We start from the raw sequence: 19,064 nt of genomic DNA on the forward strand, positions 1-19,064 counted from the left end.
TATAAAAAGTGGTACCAGTGGGCGGACTTGAACCGCCACGCCCGAAGGCAACGGATTTTGAATCCGTCATGTCTACCAATTCCATCACACTGGCATAATTTTTCTTTTATCTTCTAACTTAGAGAAAATAAAGAAAAACCACTTTGAGCTTAGGCTTTGTTTTATATGCCTTCGTCTCTATGCCCAGCATTATACAAATTGGCGGGAGGGTAGCAAGCGTTTTTTACAAAACGTCGTTCAAGTGCTTGGTAAATGAACAGCTGCTGAAAACTCGCCGGGTTTTTTAGTGTTAGATTAAAAATCAGGTAGAATAGGTCATATTTCGGCTTTAATGAGTGAACTAAATGGCTTCGTTTCCCCGTGCGGGTTTAACCCGTCGTCTTGCATCTCTGATCTATGATGGTCTGGTCGTGATTGCATTCGCAATGCTGTCTATGGTGGTATTTTTGTTGGTGATTGAGGGCTTTATCTCGGCAGGCTGGCTATCGCAAGGCAACCATGAAGACGTCTCGGCGCTGATCCAGGCCTCTCCTTTATTGTCCTTTTTCCGTGGCTTTGTGCTGATCGCCGTCTCAGTGCTGTTTTTTGCTTATTTCTGGACTAAGAGCGGCCAGACCATAGGCATGCGCGCCTGGCGACTGAAAGTGCAAACGCCAGATGGCGAGCTGCTCAGCTGGCCAAGAGCCAGTGCACGGGCATTATGTGCGCTGCTGGGACTGGGTAACCTGCTGGTACTGATCGACTTTAAACACAAACGTGCGCTGCAAGATATGATCTGTGGCACCGAAGTCGTGGTATTAAGCAAAGAAGAAAACAAGCGCATTTACGATAGCCTGGACTAGCTTGCAAAGCTTAGAACAGCAACAAAAAAGCCTGACTGAGTCAGGCTTTTTTGTATGCGTTATCTTTGCTAACCACGCTGGCGGTTAAGCAGGTAAAACGCCGTCGCGGTAAATAGCACGCTGGGCATTACCGCGCCCACCACAGGCGGGATCTCGTAAACCATCACAATAGGGCCAAAAATCTCATTGCTCAGGTGGAAAATAAGCCCCGTGATCACGCCCATAATAATCCGTGCCCCCATGCTGACCGAACGCAGCGGTCCAAAAATAAATGACAGGGCAACCAGCAGCATTACGGCAATGGTCAGCGGCTGCATAACTTTGCGCCACAGCGCCAGTTCATAGTTACTGGTATCCTGCTCATTTTGCTCGAGATACTGTAAATACGACCACAGACCAGAAAACGACAATGCATCAGGCTCAACGGATGCAACATCCAGCCTGTCCAGTGTAAGCTGAGAAGCATAAACAAGCGTTTGCGCATACTCTGTGCGGATCTGCTCTTGTTCAATAATGACTTCTTCAATGGCCCGTAACTGCCAGCCCTCGTCCGTTGCTGCGCCCGACTTAGCACGGGTGATTTTCAGCAGATTGAGATCATCATCAAAGTGATAAATATTGATATTTTGCAGATTGCCGGACTTTTCGATGTTGGCAATATTAATAAAATTACTGCCATCTTTGGCCCACACGCCCTGCTGCGCCTCAAACACCTCACCACCATTAATCGCCTGATTACGCAGTTGTTTAGCCGTTTGTTCTGCCTGTGGCGCGCCCCACTCGCCCAATGCCATCATGCATAGTGCCAGCACAATTGCCGATTTCATCACCGACCCGATGATCTGTAATCGCGACATCCCCGCAGCCTGCATCACCACCAGTTCGCTGCTCGAAGCCAAAGCTCCGAGCCCGGTCAGGCCACCAATCAGCGCCGCCATTGGAAAGAACACCACAATATCACTGGGCATGCTGTACAGCGTGAACAACAACGCATCCATAACATCATAGGTGCCGCGACCCACAGAGCGTAACTGCTCGATAAATTTGATTAAGGTATTGATGCCCACAAACACCAACAAGGCAAAGCCCGTGGTTTGTAAAATGCTGCGCCCGAGATACCAATCCAGGGTTTTCATCATTGCTGTGGCTCCCGTTTTAACAGCATAGCGCGCACCCAGACACCAAAAGGCCGGCCTTTGGCTATCAGGTAAGCACCAATAAATAACACACACAAGTGGATCCACCATAAGCCAACCGAGGTTGGTACCTTACCTTCGGCAACCAGATATTTACCCGCATTGAGCATGATAAAGTAACCCAGATAGATACAAATCGCCGGAACCAGTTTGGCAAACTTACCCTGTCTGGGATTCACCACACTCAGCGGAACTGCCAGTAAAGTCAGCAAAATAATAGAAATTGGCACAGATAAACGTAGCTGGAACTGGGCAATGGCTTCTGGCGTACCCATTTGCAGTAAGCTGGATGACGGTAAGTCTTCGAGCTTACGACGCCTCTGTTCTATTTCCTGCTCGCGGATCTGCACCTGATAGCTGCTAAATTCGGTCTTATTCAGGGCCTGGCTAAAGCCGTCTGTTTCAAACCGCTTACCATCGCTGAGCACCAATTGTTGCTCGCCGGTGCCTTCTTCAACCACCCGGCCCTTCTGAGCAAAGACGATGCGCGCTGCCTGGTTTGACTCTCGGTCCGGCAGCTGGGCGACAAACACCCGGTTCAGCTCTTTACCCTGATCACTGGTGTTGTGAACAAAGACTACGGCTTTTTCGTTACCGGTTTGCTGGAAGCGCCCAGCCCGAATTTGACTAAGCCCGGACTCAGCATTGGCCTGCTCACGCAACTGGTTTTCTTTTTCACCGGCCCAGGGCGCCACATACAAGCTCAGCGCCGCCGCCATCAGTGAAATCACAAAGCTAGACACTAAGGTGACCCGCACCACATACCACTCACTGACGCCGCAGGCTTTCAGCACCGTCATTTCGCTGTCGGCATAGACCCGACTGTAGGCAAGAATGATCCCCAAAAACAAGCTCAATGGCAGGATATAGACCGCCAGTTTAGGCAAGTTCAGCGCGAGGAAAGACATAACAAGTTTACCGGGAATACCGCCACCTGAGGCTTCTGCCAGGATCCGGACAAACTTCTGCGAGATGAATATGGTCATAAGGGTCATAAAAACGGCGACCTGAGATTTTAAGATCTCAGCAGTCAGGTATCGAAAAATAAGCAATGTCCGCCCCTATAAAACGTCTCATTTCACTGGAATAGTGGGAAATTTTGAGTAAACTGGTTATTTTAATCACTTTATTATATGCCATCGGATCCAAATATCCTACTAAAGCAACCGGCTAAAGCGCCAAATGCGCACATCAGCTGGCCGTTTTTTAGTTCAGCACCCATCAATGGAGTAGCTGAGGCATAAAAAGTTCAAAAAAGACAGCACATTGACTCAGGAGTCGCAATGGAATTCAGCGTAAAAAGTGGTAGCCCAGAAAAACAACGCAGTGCGTGTATTGTTGTTGGCGTATACGAACCACGCCGCCTTTCACCCGTCGGGGAACAGCTGGATAAAATCAGCGAAGGGTATATTTCTAACCTGCTGCGCCGCGGTGACCTCGAAGGTAAACCCGGCCAGGTGCTTTTACTGCATCATGTACCAAACGTGTTGAGTGAACGTGTGCTACTTGTTGGCTGTGGTAAAGAGCGCGAGCTCGACGATAAACAATACAAACAGATCATCGACAAAACCATCAGCACCCTAAATGATACTGGCTCAATGGAAGCCGTGTGCTTTTTAACTGAGCAACATGTTAAAGGGCGCGATACTTACTGGAAAGTGCGCCAGGCTGTTGAAACCACCCAGGACAGCCTCTACACCTTTAACCAGCTAAAGAGTAAAAAGAGCGAAGCGCGTCGTCCGCTGCGTAAAATCGTCTTTAACGTCCCTACTCGTCGCGAGCTGCCCATTGGCGAAAGCGCCATCGAGCATGGCCTGGCCATCGCTGCAGGCGCAACCTTGTGTAAAGATGTTGCCAACATGCCACCCAATATCTGTAACCCGCGCTACTTAGGTGAGCAGGCGCAGGCACTGGCTGATGAGTTCGACAACGTTACGGTTAACCTGGTTGGCGAAAAAGAAATGGAAGAGCTGGGTATGCATTCTTACCTGGCGGTTGGCCGTGGCAGCGCCAACGAGTCCGTGATGTCGGTGATCCACTATAACGGCGCACCGCAAAAGCAAGCCCCTATCGTGTTCGTCGGTAAAGGTCTGACATTTGATTCAGGCGGTATTTCAATCAAGCCAGGCGAAGGCATGGACGAGATGAAATACGACATGGGTGGTGCCGCAGGCGTGTTGGGCCTGATGCGTGCCGTGGTGCAAATGCAACTGCCGCTGAACGTGATTGGCGTGCTGGCTGGCTGTGAAAACATGCCAAGCAGCAACGCTTATCGTCCGGGTGACATCCTGACCACTATGTCTGGTCAGACGGTTGAAGTACTCAATACCGATGCGGAAGGCCGCCTGGTATTGTGTGATGCACTGACCTACGTAGAAGCGTTTGAGCCGGAAGTAGTGGTGGATGTGGCAACCCTGACCGGTGCCTGCATTATCGCGTTGGGTCATCACGCAACGGGTTTGTTGTCGAACCACAACCCGCTGGCCCATGACCTGTTAAAAGCGTCTGAGCAAAGTGGTGACCGCGCATGGCAGCTGCCTTTGTGGGATGATTATCAGGAACAGCTGAAGAGCCCGTTTGCCGATTTCACCAACCTGGGTGGACGCGCAGCAGGTACTATCACTGCCGCTTGCTTCTTGTCTAAGTTCACTAAGAAGTACAACTGGGCGCACCTGGATATCGCAGGTACAGCCTGGCGCAGTGGTGCCAATAAAGGTGCAACCGGTCGTCCGGTGCCTATGTTAATGCAATACCTGCTTAACCGTGCTGATGTAACCGAGCAGCCGCAGGATTAATTCCCGACGCGGCGCAGGATGTCGCGCACCACGTTGATTGATGAAAGCCGCATTCTGTGTCAGAATGCGGCTTTATTTTGAACGCTGTGTCAGATGCTGATTTACCCGCTATGACAGGGCGTTTCGCTAGCTAGAAAACCACATGTCATGACCATCAACGCACGCTTTTTTGTATTAAAGCAAGATAATGAGCCGGGCAAACCAGTGCCGGCTCATTTTGATCTCGCCGCACGCAGCGCCGCTAAGCTGTATCGCGCCGGACAACGTGTCTTTATTTACGTAGACAGCGTTGAAGATGCCCATGCGGTTGACGAGCACTTGTGGTGTTTTGAGGCCGACAGTTTTGTACCTCATAACCTGCAAGGCGAAGGCCCCAAAGGGGGCGCACCGGTCGAGATCGGCCAAATGCCACCGGTTGGCAGACGCACCATTTTAATTAATCTGGCGCAACAGCTGCCAGATTTTGTGCGCCGATTCGACAAGATCTATGATTTTGTGCCGGTTGAAAGCAATGCCAAACACGCGGCACGCCAGCGGTTCATGCAACTGCGTCAGCTCGGCGCTGAAATTTCAACCAAAGAAATTGACAACTAAAGTATTTTTTAAGGTTCTGTGTAATGGATAAAACCTATAATCCGCAAGATATCGAACAGTCTTTGTACCAAGGCTGGGAAGAGAATGGCTACTTTAAGCCATCAGGTCAGGGCGATGCCTATTCGATCATGATCCCGCCACCGAATGTCACGGGTAGCCTGCACATGGGCCACGCTTTCCAGGACACCATCATGGACACCCTGATCCGCTACCAGCGTATGCAGGGCAAAAATACTTTATGGCAGGTGGGAACGGACCACGCTGGTATCGCAACCCAAATGGTTGTTGAGCGCAAGCTGGCAGCCGAAGAAGGCAAAACCCGCCACGACCTGGGCCGCGACGAATTCATCGACCGCATCTGGCAGTGGAAAAACGAGTCAGGTGGCACCATCACTAAACAGCTACGTCGCCTTGGCGCATCAGTAGACTGGGACCGTGAGCGCTTTACTATGGACGACGGCCTGTCTGAAGCGGTTAAAGAAGTGTTTGTGCGTCTGTATAAAGACGACCTTATCTACCGTGGCAAGCGCCTGGTGAACTGGGATCCAAAACTGCACACTGCGATCTCTGATCTGGAAGTAGAAAACAAAGACAAGCAGGGCCACATGTGGAACCTGCGCTACCCGCTGGCCGATGGCGTAAAAACCAAAGATGGCAAAGACTACATAGTCGTTGCAACAACGCGTCCGGAAACCATGCTGGGCGACACCGGTGTAGCCGTAAACCCGGATGATGAGCGTTATCAGGACCTGATCGGCAAAGAGATCTTATTGCCAATCGTCAACCGCCGTATTCCAATCGTTGCCGATGAGCACGCTGATATGGAAAAAGGCACCGGCTGTGTAAAAATCACGCCGGCTCACGACTTTAACGATAACGAAGTCGGTAAGCGTCACCAGCTGCCTATGATCAACGTATTCAACAAAGATGCGGCAATCCTAAGCGAAGGCGAAACCTTTACCTTTGATGGCAAACCACTGGAGCTGGATGCGCCATTACCAGAGCGCTTCCATGGCCTGGACCGTTTCGATGCCCGTAAGCAAATTATTGACGAGTTTGAGCAAGCCGGCCTGCTGGAAAAGATCGACGATCACAGCCTGACCGTGCCATACGGCGACCGCTCTGGTGTCGTCATTGAGCCGCTGCTGACTGATCAATGGTATGTACGCGTTGCGCCACTGGCTGAGCCGGCAATCAAAGCCGTTGAAGACGGCGACATTCAGTTTGTGCCTAAACAGTACGAAAACATGTACTTCTCCTGGATGCGTGATATTCAGGACTGGTGTATTTCTCGTCAGCTGTGGTGGGGACACCGTATTCCGGCCTGGTACGACAACGAAGGCAATGTATACGTTGGCCGCGACGAAGCCGAAGTACGCCGCGACAACAACCTGGCAGACGACGTGGTTCTGAGCCAGGACGATGACGTACTGGATACCTGGTTCTCCTCTGCGCTGTGGACCTTCTCAACCCAAGGCTGGCCAGAAAATACTGACGATTTGAAAATGTTCCACCCGTCAGACACGCTGGTGACTGGTTTTGACATCATTTTCTTCTGGGTTGCCCGTATGATCATGATGACACTGCACTTTGTGAAAGACGATCAAGGTAAGCCTCAGGTACCGTTTAAAACCGTTTACGTGACCGGTCTGATCCGCGACGAAAATGGCGACAAGATGTCAAAGTCGAAAGGTAACGTACTGGATCCACTGGACATGATCGATGGTATCGATCTGGAAAGCCTGGTTCAAAAACGTACCGGTAACATGATGCAGCCACAACTGGCCGCTAAGATTGAAAAGAACACCCGCAAGACCTTTGCCGATGGTATTGAAGCGCACGGCACCGACGCGCTGCGCTTTACCCTGGCGGCCATGGCCTCAACCGGTCGTGATATCAACTGGGATATGAACCGTCTGGAAGGATATCGTAACTTCTGTAACAAGCTGTGGAACGCCAGCCGTTACGTGCTGATGAACACCGAAGAGCAGGATTGTGGCTTCAACGGTGGCGAAATGCAGGTGTCTCTGGCCGATCGCTGGATTTTGGGCCAGTTCCAAAACACAGTGAAAACCTTCAGTGAGCACCTGGACAACTACCGCTTTGACCTAGCCGCGAACACCATTTATGAGTTCACCTGGAACCAGTTCTGTGACTGGTACCTGGAGCTGACTAAGCCAATTCTGTTCAAGGGCAACGAAGCGCAACAACGCGGTACACGTCATACCCTGATCACGGTTCTGGAAGGCCTGCTGCGTGTGATGCACCCGCTAATGCCTTACATCACAGAAACCATCTGGCAGCGTGTTGCACCGCTGGCTGGGATCGAAGCCAACACCATTATGCTACAGAGCTTCCCGCAGTTTGATGCGTCGCAGGTAGACACACAAGCGATGGAAGATCTGGAGTGGGTTAAGCAGTTCATCCTGGCTATTCGTAACATCCGTGGTGAGATGGACATCAGCCCAAGCAAACCGCTTGGTGTATTACTGGCCAATGTCTCTGAGCAGGATCAGCGTCGTCTTGATGACAACCAGGCCTTCCTGAGCTCACTGGCGAAACTGGAAGACATCAAGGTACTGGCAAGCAAAGACGATGCGCCTGCATCGGCAACGGCCTTTATTGGCGATTTGGAGATCATGATCCCAATGGCGGGCCTGATCGACGTCGAAGCCGAAATGGCCCGTATCGCCAAGCAGCTTGAAAAAGCAGAAAAAGGTCTGGCACAGGTTGAGAAAAAGCTGGCAAACGAAAAGTTCGTCAACAACGCTCCTGCGGCGGTACTCGACAAAGAAAAAGCCAAACAGGCCGAGTACAGCGATGCCAAAGCTAAATTGCTTGAGCAAAAAGCGAAAATCGAAAGCCTGTAATGGGTTTACCCAAGTCAGTTCGCTGGCTCAGGATTAAGTATGAAAAAAGAAGCCGCTAAGCGGCTTCTTTTTTAACTCTCTGTACTGGCGATAACACTATCGACTAGCCAGTAGGTACTGAGAAATTTGCCAGTACCTGATATAAGCTGTTCATATCTATAGGCTTGCCAACATGCGCGACGAAGCCTTGTGCCAGGTAGCCTTTCACATCTTCCGTCATCACATTCGCCGTCAGTGCAATGACCGGAATACCTGGATTACGAGCGTATATCTGTCGCTGAGCTTCATTGCCATCCATTTCAGGCATATGAATATCCATTAGTATTAAATCAAACTCGGTGCACATTGCCGCCTCAACCGCCAGCTTGCCATTTTCAACAATCGTGAGTGTTGCCTGTGTACCTTTTAAAAATGCCTTGATCAGCATTTGATTAATCTTGTTGTCCTCTGCAACTAGAATGTGGCGACCTTTCATATCTGGTGGCGACAGTGATTCGCTTTGTTGCGCGTTTGATTTGAGAGCCGTTTGTGCCAATGGTAATACAACTTTGATTTGGGTACCCTTCCCCACTTGGCTGGTTAGCTCCAACGCGCCATTCATCAACTTCACGAGGCTCAGAGTAATGGACATACCTAAACCCGTTCCACCATATTTTCGTGTAGTTGAGCTATCCGCCTGAGAGAAACGTTCAAAAATCCGCTGCTGAGCCTCAACACTCATCCCTATCCCCGAATCAATAACATCGATACAAAGCGCCTGCCGGTTATTATAATCTATACAGCCCACAACCACTTTAACGCAACCCTGATCCGTAAACTTCACCGCATTAGAGATTAGATTAAGCAATATTTGTTTAACCCTGACGAGATCTCCCAGCCAGCCGTCTGTAAATGTCGGCTCAATAGCTACAATCAACTCAATACCTTTTTTACTTACTAAACTATCCAGGTCATACTTCACTGAATCCAGCACATCAAGCAAAGAAAAAGGCACCTGCTCCAGTGTTAACTGGTTCGATTCGATCTTAGAGTAATCCAAAATATCATTAATAATGGTCAACAAGCTCTGAGCCGAAAAAGCGGCGTTATCCAGAATAACTTTTAAATCAGGTTCCAGTTTGGCTTGATGAAGAAGCTGCAGCCCACCCAGTATGGCGTTCATCGGCGTGCGGATCTCATGGCTCATATTGGCAAGAAAATCACTCTTAGCCTTAACAGCATTCTCCGCTGCTTGTTTGGCTTTTGCCATAGTTTTCATGGCGTTCACTTTTTCAGTGATATCGTAATTAACGCCTATAACTTTAACAGCTTGATGTTGCTCATTTCGGATCACCTCAGCTGTCGCTTTCATGGTTCTTATCTGCCCATCTGGATGGACCACTCTAAACTCAGTATCATAGTAACCGGCTCCTGCGATTGCCGACTCAAGCAAGGTTTTAGCTGACGTAATATCATCAGGATGAACACTATTCTCCCAGGCTTCATAAGCGCCTGAAAATGCCTCTTCTGATATGCCGTACAACTTATACATCCAGTCATCCCATACCAAAGCATTGCTCAGCAAGTCCCATTCCCAAACACCTATCCCGGCCGAGTCATTCGCTAACTGCATTCTGAATGCACTGACGTCCGCTTTCTCTTTGGCTGCACGTAACTGCTCTTCAACTTCTTTTTGTTTTGAGATGTCCTGCACAATGGACCAGATAAAGTCCTGACCACTCGCATCAGTGATCAGAACACCCGATAACAACACAGGATAGGTATGCCCAAGTTTATGAATATATTCCTTTTTATAGGGGCCATATCTCCCCTTTTCAGCCATATCAGCGATTTGTTTCGCTTCCCGTTCGGCATATTTTTTGGGGGTCAGTTGCCAGTAATCCATCTGATTCAATTCATCAATGCTGTAACCCGTAAAACGACTAAATTCTGCGTTGATATAATCGAACCGCCCACCTTCCAGATAGTTGATAGCGATACCAATCGGTGCGAGATTTACAAACTCAGCAAACTTCTGCCTTTCTTGTTCCAGCAGCACCTTCACCTTGTCACTGCTATCTTGAAGCGCATGCTCTCGCGCTTTTATGTCAGAAATATCAGAGGTAAATGCCAGTAAAAATGCGTTATCGCCTTGTTCAATCAAGTGACCACGCACTCTGACAGGAAAGTATGCCCCTGATTTATGCTGATGCTGGGTTTCAAAATCAATGTGCTTGTTTTTCTGGAGCTGTTGCCAAAAAGCAGGCCATCGCTGCCGGGAAAAACAAGGGTCCCAGTGCCACAGCCTCATCCCTATCAGCTCTTCTCTGCTATAGCCCAACTTTTTACATGCGGCCTTATTCACATAGAGAATTCTAGAGTCAGACGTCACCCAAAACACTTCATCAGCGGCGTATTCTATAGACACTTTAAGAAAGCTGAGCAGCTCGGCCTCATTCATCGACGCAGGAAACGCTGTTAAGTCTGATTCACTATATGTCGTTCCATCAACGTCATTTATATCCGATAAGTTGGTCATACTGAAATCAAGAAATAATTTATGTTAAAAATGTAGGCGAAATTGAGCGAATTAGAAAGTTTGCATTTTTGAGCATGAGTTAGAACACATACATAGCCGTTCAGGTAAAAGCCTTTCATAAATCAGCCAAATAGCTGCATTGTTTAGACCTTACTTCCTTACAACACCAAAAGACATTAACCATAAGTTAAACATGGCAACCTTGCATTTTCAAATGTGACAATATAGGGTACGGACAGAAACAGGGACAAATCATCAACAAGAAGAATCCAAATTCATGATAAAAACCAAACTCACCATGCTGGCCACGTTTATCGCGGCCTCACACAGTGTGGCCGTTTCGGCTGCCGATTATCCACTGATGCCGGGCGATCCGCTGGTATCTCACCAGTGGCACCTGCAAAATACTGGTCAGGCTGCGTTTTCAGAGCGCGGCGGTCAGGCTGGCGAAGATATGAACCTGTCGCTAACCCATGCACTGGGTATTATGGGCACCGGTGTTACCGCAGCGGTCATTGACGGCGCGGTCGAGCTGACCCACCCAGACTTGCGCGATAATGTGCGTCCGGGTTCATGGAACTTTACCACCAACACGCCAGATCTGGTGCCCGGAGGCCCCACTGATCGTCACGGCACCTCAGTTGCAGGCATTATCGCCGCCAGCGCTTTCAATGGCATTGGCGGACGCGGCATCGCACCACGTGCTGGTATAGTGGGCTTTAACCTGATCTCATCAGGCAACTACAACACCGCTAACTGGCTTCAGTCTCACGGCATGTATTCCGATGGTTACAATAAACACTCGTTTGATTTTCCGCGTATATTTAACCAAAGCTATGGCCGAACTTTATCTGCACCAGTCGGCTTCGACTACGACGAAGATCCTTGGCTTAAAACCTATGAAGATGCGCAGGAAGAGATCACCCGCACCACCCATGGTGGCCGCGGCGCTTTGTTCGTAAAGTCTGCCGGTAATGGCTACACCAGCCAGAGATATACCGATCCGCGTTTTGGCTCTGGTTATTTGCGCTTTGATAACAAAAACCACGGCTTGCCACTACAGAACGTCAACCTGGAGCGCATGGACACCTCGTTCTGGAACCTGGTGGTTTCGGCCTATAACGCCGATGGCCAGCTTTCCTCCTACTCCACCGTGGGCTCGGCCGTGTTTGTATCGGCCACAGGTGGCCAGTACGGGGTCTATTCACCAGCGATGATCACCACAGACCTGAGTGGCTGTGAGGCGGGTTACAACCCGGCATATGGCCGTAACGCGCTGCACGGAGGTCATCCACTGGATCCCACCTGCGATTATGGTGCGCGCTTTAACGGTACTTCGTCTGCCGCACCCAGTGCTGCCGGTGCCATCGCCCTGATCATGTCGGCAAACCCGGCGCTGACATGGCAAGATGTTCGCCATATCCTGGCCTCCACGGCACGCAAGATAGATGTTGAACATCCGGGTGTTTCGCTGCCATTTAACAATGCCCAGGGCGAAACCGTCAGTTACCAGGCCATTGATGTGTGGCAAACCAATGCTGCCGGCTATGCGTTCCACAATTACTATGGCTTTGGTGCCGTAGACGTTGACGCAGCGGTCAATATGGCGCGATTCTACAACCAGGATCTGGGACAATTTACTCAGACTGAGCGCTTTGCGGTGAATGCAAACGCAGAGATACCAGATGGTGATGTGAATGGTGTGCAGAGCACCTATCTTTCAGCAGAAGAAATGACGGTTGATGCCGTTCAGGTGCGCGTGAATATCGACCACACCAGCACCCGAGACCTGGCAATCGAGCTAATTTCTCCATCGGGTACTCGCAGCGTGATCATGACCCCACGTACCGGAACTATCCTGGGTAAAAATGGCATGGAAAACTCCCAGATGCTGACCCACCATTTCTATGGTGAGCCGGCCCAAGGCGAATGGACGCTACGCGTGATTGATACCGCAGCCGAAGATGAATACTACCAGTTTGACCCCAGTGCTGCGGGTGTGCCCAACGTCAATATGGTGCACAAAAACAACCTCGAAAATGGCTTGCTGAAGTCATGGGACATTCGCTTTATTGGTCGTAAATAAGGAGCACCGACATGAAAAAACGCTTAATCACCACCGCAATATTTGCCTGCGGCATTTCAGTTGCCAGTGCGTCCACCAACGAAGTGTATGAGGCAAAACCGCTCAGCGCGAGCACCATGCAAACGATCAGTCTGAATGGTAAAACGTATCAAACGGCCAGCGCTAATTTACAGGCAGGCGCATCTCTGATTGATGCAAAATCTGGTGCCGCCTACACCCTGACCGGAGAAGTGGTCGCCGAGCTAGAACCGGTGATCAACGCCAGTGAATTTGCCAAAGCTCATGACCTGAATTTGGTGTATGTGCGAGGCAGTCGCGCTATTTTCACCGCGAATACAGGTGCAGACTTGCGCGAATTTAAAGCCCGTATTGCGGCTTTAAGTGGCGTGCTCAGTACTCAGTTCGGTATTGATATCGAAGGCCTGGAGGCAGAATAACCTCTGGTGAAAACCCAGCACCACCTGGTGCTGGGTTGTTGTTATTTTTTGATTTTTTGCCCACCCAGCCAGTTTATCCGATACAAGTCGCGTCGTCTGTCGAGATAGTTTCTGACCGAGCCTTCGTGGCGCAGCTCATGCAGTTTTTCTAAATCCAGGTCAACTATCAAGGTCATTTCCGTATTAGGGGTGGTTTCTGCCATGGTCGCATCATGGGGAAAGGCGAAATCTGAAGGGGAAAATACCGCAGACTGCGCATACTGAATATCCGCCCCGTCCACTTTGGGCAGGTTGCCCACACTGCCCGCTGTCACCACATAACACTCGTTTTCGATGGCCCGGGCCTGTGCACAACAGCGTACCCGCAGATAGGCGTTTTTGGTGTCTGTCCAAAATGGCACAAAGAGAATTTGCATGCCCTGCTCTGAGAGCAATCGCGCCAGCTCCGGAAACTCCACATCGTAGCAGATCAGGATCCCGATTTTACCAAAGTCGGTGTCAAAGACATTCAGGCTGTCGCCGCCTTGCATGATCCAAGCGCTTTTTTCGTAAGGGGTTGGATGAATTTTGGTTTGCGACTCTATGGTGCCGTCGCGACGACAAAAATACGACACATTGTAGAGCTCTTTGTCTTCAATCACCGGGATTGAGCCCGCAATAATGTTGATATTGTAACTGACCGCCAGATGCGAAATGGCCTCGACCACTTCATTAGAAAATTCAGCCAGTGCTTTGATGGAATCGAGCGAATTATCATGGGCCTCAATGCCCATTAACGGGGCGTTAAATAGCTCAGGCAGCAGAGCCAGATCGCATTGATAATCCGCCAACGCATCGATAAAGAACTCCACATGCTGGGTCAGCTCTTCGACAGAATTAAGTGGCCGCATTTGCCACTGCACGCAGCCCACCCGGGCAGACTTTTTAACCGCGCCAAACAGAGGTGACTCATTGCGCTCATAATAGAGATTGGTCCATTCCAGCAAGGTGGCATAGCCTTTCGATTCCTTGTCTTCGGGCATGTATTTATTAAGGACGCGCTTCACCTCAAAGTCGTTAGACAGCTGAAAACTCAAAATGGGATCGTAAATTTCTTTCTTTTTAACCAGCTCAATGTATTTTTGTGGCGACATTTCGCTGGCGTAGTGCTGATAGTTGGGAATACGCCCGCCTGCGACAATCGACTTAAGATTGAGGTTCTGGCACAGCTCCTTTCTGGCCTCATATAGACGCCGCCCAAGGCGCATGCCCTGATAATCTGGGTGAACAAACACCTCAGCCCCATAGAGTACATCGCCGAGCGGATCGTGCGTTGTCAGGTAGGCATCACCGGTTATCTCATCGTAGGTGTGGTGATCGCCAAATTTGTCGTAATCCACAATCAATGAAAATGCCGCGGCCACCACTTTACCGTGGTCTTCTATGCAGATCTGGCCTTGTGGAAAGCTGGAGAGCTGAGCCCTGAACTGTCTCTGTGAAGGCGCGCCGCCGAGGTTAGGATAGACAATTTCCATCACCTCTTTGAGATCGTCATAATCATCCGCCTCCAGGCTGCGCAGATTGAGTTTATGTTCAAAGTTTTCAGTTAAATTACTGTCGCTCATTGTGTCTCCTGCTCATTTTACTTGTACTTTATAATAGGATATTGGCGCTGCATTTGCGTATTCAAGTGCCTGCAGCCAATAAGCGCCTCCCTACTCAGCACGCGCCAGCCAGGCCATAACATTAAGCAAAAACCCCTCATTGTGCTCGGCCCCGGCGCTGTTCATGCCGTATATTTTACCGCTGCTGGCATCGCGCTGAGACGAGAACATCATGCCTTCAGCAAAGACTGCAACCCGGCCTTTGCCAAGCTCCAGCACTGCCCCCTGACTCCAGCCATCCACAGCAATGCGCGGCGTATCGGCGGTGACCTGAAAGGGGATCTTGGGGGTCACAGACGTCGCGCCAGGGCCCAAAGTTAGTAATGAAGTCGCGCCATCCGGCACTTTAAAAGCCGATCCGCCAAATGAACGCACCTGTTCAATTTGACCGGATGGCGGCTCTGCCACCGCAGCGGAGGCTGCCCCACCCACGGCACCGGTTACCCCAAACCCGGTCATAGACGTTGCCCCCGGCAGCTTTCTCAGTGCCGGCACCACGGCCAGCGTGATTGCATGGGGTACCAGGGTTTTATCTGTGATGCTAAATTGTGCGTCGCTAACATGGCCATGGCTGAACTCAATACCCAGCGCTGTGGTGAGATTGTCTATCACTCTGGGAAACGGGGTGTGATCGGCAACCAGAAACAACGCGCCGCCCTGCTCTATCCAGCGCAACAGCGCGGCAACCTCTGGTGCAGTGAACGCGCTACCAAATGGCGGGTTAAAGTCGCTGCGCTGTCGGTCCAGCGCGTTGGCAATTACCAGTATATCGGCCTGGTTAAGGTGTGCCTCGGTAAACGGCTGCGTGCTGGCTTGCACGGTATAGCCATCACTTTGTAAAACGTCAGTAAATGCCCGATAACGGCCATTCATAGTGAGAAAGTTATGGTGTGCTTCATCGAATAAGACGAGTGGGCTGTTATCCGATGAGAAACGGCGTTCGGTATTTTGCGGGGTAAAATCCGGGTCGGCCTGCTGATTGCTATCGCTGCAGGCGCTCAGCCCCAGTGCAAACACGCCCGTTGTCAACGTTTTGGCTAACCAGTTCATTGTACTGTCCTTATTTATCAGTCGCACATGGCCAAGTATTAGCAAAGAACCACGCGACTTGCCAGCAAAGGACAGTCATTTACACGCTCTCTTACCAGAGCAAGCGTGTCTGGTTAAAACCCGTTAGCGAATGCCAATGCTCTGCCGAATTTTGGCCATTTGCTCTTGCAGGCTGTGTTGAATATCGCGTACCTGCTGATTTGAACCATTCACCTGTTGCTTCATCGTTGCCATGGCACTGCTGAAGTTATCCACCAGGGAGCTTTGCTGCTGAGCCAGCTCCATTGCATGCTCTGCCACCTGGTTGGCACTCTGTGCCCGCTCGGCAACGCCCTCTGAGTTGCTCTTGAGCTCCTGGGCATGCTCGGTCTGCTGCTGTGCTTCATCGGCCAGCGCGCTGATCTGCGAAGATACTTTGCTTGAGTTATCGCTGAGAATCGTCAGCTGCTCATTAATGTCGGACAGCGAATCCTGGGTTTGCTGCGCCAGCTTACGGACTTCATCGGCAACCACGGCAAACCCGCGGCCGTGCTCTCCGGCCCGCGCCGATTCGATAGCGGCATTCAGCGCCAGTAGATTGGTTTGCTCTGCAATGGTGCGGATCATTTCAATGACCTTACCGACATCCGCAACGCCATTAAGCAGCTCATTGAGGCTAGACAGGCCCTGCTCCACGCGCTGCTGAGTGCTGGAGCTGGCACTCAGCATTGACTCGGCATAGCCAACGCTTTGCTTCATAGCAGAGAAGGTTTCACCGGCGTTATCCGCCACCTGCTGGTTAATGTCGCTGGCTTCAACACCCAGCGCTTTGATCTCATCGAGTTGTTGCTGGTTTTGCTCTACCTGGGTTGAGGTGGTCTCAGCCAGCGCACTGATGCTGGCCAGGTTGGTGTTCATATCCTGCATAAAGTCGTTGATCACTGCCAGCATTTGCTCGCGCTCTTCGGCTTCGCCACGTTGACGCTCAATCAGCTGATTGAAATAACTGGCAATCTCACCAATCTCAGTATTGGCATTCTGGCTGTCGATGTTTTTAAGTTCATTGCTTTCAATCAGGAAGGCAAAGCCATTACGAAGCTGACGCAGTGGCGTCAGTACCTGGCTAAACTGCACGATATACACGGCAATGGCCAGTAACACCAGCAAGCCAATGGCCACACCAAAGATAGTAAAGACGTTTTGCTTGAGTGTGTTTTGCTCCTCTTGCAACGCCTCCTCAGCGCTCAATACCAGCGCCGAAATGGCCTTAATATCGCCCCGTAATTGCGCCATCCCCTGCTGACGTTGCTCGGCCTGCGCCAAAGTATTTTCCAGGTCACGGCTGAAACGTTTAGGCCAGCTACCTAGCTCAGCCTTGATCTCCAGCGCCAAATCTTCAGCTTCGGCACCAAGGAATAGCTCGTCTTCATCAATTTCGCTCATCACGCCCAGGTTATCCAGACGTTCTATCTGTTGCGCCAGCTCCTGAAGGCGACGCACACTGCTCATCAGGTTTTGCCGGGTTTGCTGTTCAAAGTGGATCACCAGCTGATAGGTATAAATACTGAGGTTGGTTACTTCACCATAATAATCCGATGCCAGCGCATAGTAGCGCGGCGCCAGTGGATGCTCAGACGCTTTAGCGGTGTAACTCATTAACGACGATGCCGAGCCCGACATCTGCCTGATGGCGTTGTCGAGCAACGCCATTTCATTGCCAGACAGCTTGCCCAGTGCACGATATTTACCGTTTATGTCGCCATCCAGTGCATCCAGCCTGTTGGTCATATCCCCGGCAAGTGATGAAGGCAACGCTGTCAATTGTTGCTGTTTAAGGGTGCTTATTTGTTCGCTGGCTTTGCTAAGCTCCTGGCTATCGCCGGTGCTCAGGTAATCTTCGATCGTACCGGCTAAATCGATCAGTATGGTGTTTTTCAGCGTAACATAAGCGTTGTTTTGTTTGTCTAATTCACTAAAGACCTGACTGGCCCAAAACAAAGTGGCAGCCAGCACGATACTGGCAAGCGCCAGTAACACGGCAAGCAGCCGGGTAAAGGTAGAAACACGCATAGATACTACAGCCATATTGATTCAAATTCGGGCGTAGACTATTAATGTTTTATGACAATTTAATGTAAAATGCTCAGAAAACGAGCAGACGTTTTTAAAAACATACTTTTGGCGTAGGTGAACTCTCTACCTTTTACAGGAACTTTACTTCATCGCGGCTTTTACATACACATCAAAGCGGTTCTTTTTGGTCTCTATCTGCATACTGGGTTTTTGCTCGTTCAGGAAAGGCGCATAATCGGGACGTTTCACCACCACACGTTTGGTGGCCAGCTCATAGGCAAACGGTAGCAAGGCATCGGCATCGGCATCCCCGCCAACCAGCGACTGGAATACCCGCATTTCTTTTTTAACCTGGGCAGATTTTTCACGATGCGGAAACATAGGATCCAGATAAACCACGTCCGGATTTAATTCACTCTGAGCGAGCAGTTCATGACTGGAGCCGAAGATCATGCGCATATTTTGCTGCATCCAGCTGCCTATTTCACTGTCCTGATACGCACGCTCCAGGCCATCAAACAGCAGTGCAGCCACCACCGGGTGACGCTCATGTAAGATCACTTCGCAGCCCAACGCGGCCAGCACAAAGGCATCGCGTCCAAGTCCTGCTGTGGCATCCAACACCACGGGAGTGGCGCCTTTATTCAACCCCACAGCCTTGGCAATGGCCTGCCCTTTGCCGCCACCAAACTTACGACGATGGGCACTGGCGCCGGTCACAAAATCGACCCGGATACCGCCTAATTTAGGTTCATCCAGTTTTAATAACTGCAAACCGGCCTCATCATAGGTCAACCGAAAGTTAGGATTGGCCTGCTGCCAGCTTTGCAGTGCAAACTGTTTCTCTATACGCTCAAGATAAGGTCGGTTTTCAGCAAAAGGGGTATGGATGATCAACAGCAGGCTCCGCAAGTTTAAACACGGAGATTATATCTGGATCATCACAGTTATGAAAACTTTGTAGTGCTAGGCGTTATGCCC

At 50.4% G+C, this 19,064-nt stretch carries 13 protein-coding genes and 1 tRNA gene; 6 read left to right on the plus strand and 8 right to left on the minus strand.

Features of this window, described 5'->3' with window-relative positions; translation table 11 throughout:
• Positions 1-9 precede the first annotated feature (9 nt).
• Positions 10-94: transfer RNA gene (locus TW77_RS10825), tRNA-Leu, on the minus strand.
• Between the two features lie 250 nt (positions 95-344).
• Here TW77_RS10825 and TW77_RS10830 point away from each other — a divergent pair.
• Positions 345-842, plus strand: coding sequence for an RDD family protein (locus TW77_RS10830; RefSeq protein ID WP_046004995.1), 498 nt, complete (start codon positions 345-347; stop codon positions 840-842).
• 68 nt (positions 843-910) lie between these two features.
• On the opposite strand, the gene lptG is transcribed toward TW77_RS10830, so the two are convergent.
• Together lptG and lptF are read right to left on the minus strand one after the other, a co-directional pair.
• Positions 911-1,981 carry an LPS export ABC transporter permease LptG gene (gene lptG, locus TW77_RS10835; RefSeq protein WP_046004996.1) on the minus strand — a complete coding sequence of 357 codons (1,071 nt, stop codon included), beginning with the start codon at positions 1,979-1,981 and terminating at the stop codon, positions 911-913.
• Positions 1,978-3,090 (minus strand): LPS export ABC transporter permease LptF, encoded by a 1,113-nt coding sequence (gene lptF / locus TW77_RS10840; RefSeq protein WP_046004997.1) that lies wholly within the window; start codon positions 3,088-3,090, stop codon positions 1,978-1,980. Before lptF ends, lptG begins: the two co-directional genes overlap by 4 nt.
• Before the next feature lie 231 nt (positions 3,091-3,321).
• Between lptF and pepA the strand changes: the two genes are divergently transcribed.
• The 3 genes from pepA (at position 3,322) to TW77_RS10855 (ending at position 8,297) form a co-directional block, all read left to right on the plus strand.
• Positions 3,322-4,833, plus strand: coding sequence for a leucyl aminopeptidase (pepA, locus tag TW77_RS10845; protein ID WP_046004998.1), 1,512 nt, complete (start codon positions 3,322-3,324; stop codon positions 4,831-4,833).
• Positions 4,834-4,980: 147 nt separating this feature from the next.
• Positions 4,981-5,427: a DNA polymerase III subunit chi gene (locus TW77_RS10850; RefSeq protein WP_046004999.1), complete on the plus strand. Its 447-nt coding sequence runs from the start codon at positions 4,981-4,983 to the stop codon at positions 5,425-5,427.
• A 23-nt stretch (positions 5,428-5,450) separates the two neighbouring features.
• Positions 5,451-8,297: a valine--tRNA ligase gene (locus TW77_RS10855; protein ID WP_046005000.1), complete on the plus strand. Its 2,847-nt coding sequence runs from the start codon at positions 5,451-5,453 to the stop codon at positions 8,295-8,297.
• 103 nt (positions 8,298-8,400) lie between these two features.
• Here TW77_RS10855 and TW77_RS10860 read toward each other — a convergent pair whose 3' ends face one another.
• Positions 8,401-10,815 carry a PAS domain-containing hybrid sensor histidine kinase/response regulator gene (locus TW77_RS10860; RefSeq protein WP_082078904.1) on the minus strand — a complete coding sequence of 805 codons (2,415 nt, stop codon included), beginning with the start codon at positions 10,813-10,815 and terminating at the stop codon, positions 8,401-8,403.
• Positions 10,816-11,092: 277 nt separating this feature from the next.
• On the opposite strand from TW77_RS10860, the gene TW77_RS10865 reads away from it, so the two are divergent.
• Together TW77_RS10865 and TW77_RS10870 are read left to right on the plus strand one after the other, a co-directional pair.
• Entirely contained in the window at positions 11,093-12,901 is a 1,809-nt protein-coding gene (locus tag TW77_RS10865; RefSeq protein ID WP_046005001.1) for a S8 family peptidase, read from the plus strand.
• An 11-nt stretch (positions 12,902-12,912) separates the two neighbouring features.
• Positions 12,913-13,338, plus strand: coding sequence for a hypothetical protein (locus TW77_RS10870; protein WP_046005002.1), 426 nt, complete (start codon positions 12,913-12,915; stop codon positions 13,336-13,338).
• Between the two features lie 41 nt (positions 13,339-13,379).
• On the opposite strand, the gene TW77_RS10875 is transcribed toward TW77_RS10870, so the two are convergent.
• From TW77_RS10875 to TW77_RS10890, 4 genes are all read right to left on the minus strand, one after another.
• Entirely contained in the window at positions 13,380-14,942 is a 1,563-nt protein-coding gene (locus TW77_RS10875) for a bifunctional GNAT family N-acetyltransferase/carbon-nitrogen hydrolase family protein (protein WP_046005003.1), read from the minus strand.
• A 90-nt stretch (positions 14,943-15,032) separates the two neighbouring features.
• Positions 15,033-16,031, minus strand: a complete 999-nt coding sequence (locus tag TW77_RS10880) for a DUF4350 domain-containing protein (RefSeq protein WP_046005004.1) — start codon at positions 16,029-16,031, stop codon at positions 15,033-15,035.
• A gap of 123 nt (positions 16,032-16,154) precedes the next feature.
• Positions 16,155-18,080, minus strand: a complete 1,926-nt coding sequence (locus TW77_RS10885; protein ID WP_046005005.1) for a methyl-accepting chemotaxis protein — start codon at positions 18,078-18,080, stop codon at positions 16,155-16,157.
• A gap of 144 nt (positions 18,081-18,224) precedes the next feature.
• Positions 18,225-18,980 carry a class I SAM-dependent methyltransferase gene (locus TW77_RS10890; RefSeq protein ID WP_046005006.1) on the minus strand — a complete coding sequence of 252 codons (756 nt, stop codon included), beginning with the start codon at positions 18,978-18,980 and terminating at the stop codon, positions 18,225-18,227.
• Between the last annotated feature and the right edge of the window lie 84 nt (positions 18,981-19,064).

The organism is Pseudoalteromonas rubra, from assembly GCF_000967655.1.
Lineage (GTDB): Bacteria > Pseudomonadota > Gammaproteobacteria > Enterobacterales > Alteromonadaceae > Pseudoalteromonas > Pseudoalteromonas rubra_A.